1 protein-coding gene is annotated in these 1,226 nt (G+C 61.3%); it reads left to right on the top strand.

Translation table 11 applies throughout. The features are described 5' to 3' along the window. Nucleotides 1–147: 147 nt before the first annotated feature. On the top strand, nucleotides 148–1,226 hold a 1,079-nt coding region (locus tag F1002_RS20790), incomplete at its 3' end, for a tyrosine-type recombinase/integrase (protein ID WP_150430960.1).

Consider the following 1,226-nt stretch of genomic DNA (forward strand, 5'->3'; position numbering starts at 1 on the left):
CCGAGCTCGGCATGAGATCCACTATGCCGCGAACCGGGTTATGCCGAGTCTCGTACTGAATCTCAAGAATGACACAGTGGACCGCCGATCTGACCTCGGCATAACGTTCTCCACACCGCGGCCGGTAAACCGCGGAAGGAGACCACAATGGAACAATTCATGGAGCGCCCTTGGGCGCTGGCGCGGATGCATGAGGGTCCGCTGGGTAATCACATCGACGCATTCACGCAGAACCTGGCTGCGCAGGGGTATGCACGAGCGTCAATCCGCCGCGCGATTTGGATCGTTGGCGACTTCAGCCGGTGGATGCTGCGACGCGGCATTTCGACCGACCACCTCTCTGAGGCTTACCTCGACACGTTTTTGCGATGTCGCAAGCGCCGCAGAACACCCCGATGGGAAGACCGCCCGACCCTTCAGCGATTGATTTCGCACCTCATCCAGCAAGGAATCCCAGTCGGGCCAGCCAGCGTGGCCGTTTCACAAACGTCGGCGCAGCGCATTGCCGAGGCCCATGGCATCTACTTGCGCGACGTACGCAACTTGGCGCCAAGTACGATTCACGGCGGCGTGAAGACCGTCGGGAAGTTACTGACGAGCCTGTTTGGAGATGCCGAGGTCGTACTCGAGCAGATGACCGCAGCAGATGTCATCGAGTTCGTCCGGAAGCTGGCATGCCGTTGCAGCCACAGAAGCGCCTCTCGAGTCGTTTCGGACGTGCGAACGTTTTTGCGTTCCGCCCACCATCGTGGACTGACCCGCATCGACCTGTCGGGATGCATCCCTTCGCCAGCGAACTGGTCGCTGAGCTCGATCCCCAAGGCGTTGGACGAGGACCAAGTCCGCCGCGTGCTTGCACACTGCGACCCGACTACGGCCAATGGGTGCCGCGACTACGCCATCATTCTTCTATTGGCACGCCTCGGCCTGCGTGCCGGTGAAGTCGCCGCAATGCGGCTGGATGACATTGATTGGAAGGCTGGCAAACTGAGCGTGCGCAACGGTGAGACTAGGCAGGATTGCCTGCCTTTGCCTCACGATGTCGGCGCCGCACTGGCCGCGTATCTTCGGCAAGGGCGCCCGCCATGCTCAACGCGCCATGTATTTGTGCGTGCGCAGGCGCCACGGACTGCATTCTCGTCCGGGACAGCCATCGCCAGCATCACACGCCGCGCGTTTCGTCGTGCGGACCATGACCCACCAAGCAAGGGCGCACATGTATTGAG

This window comes from Dechloromonas sp. CZR5 (assembly GCF_008711155.1).
Classification (GTDB): Bacteria; Pseudomonadota; Gammaproteobacteria; order Burkholderiales; family Rhodocyclaceae; genus Azonexus.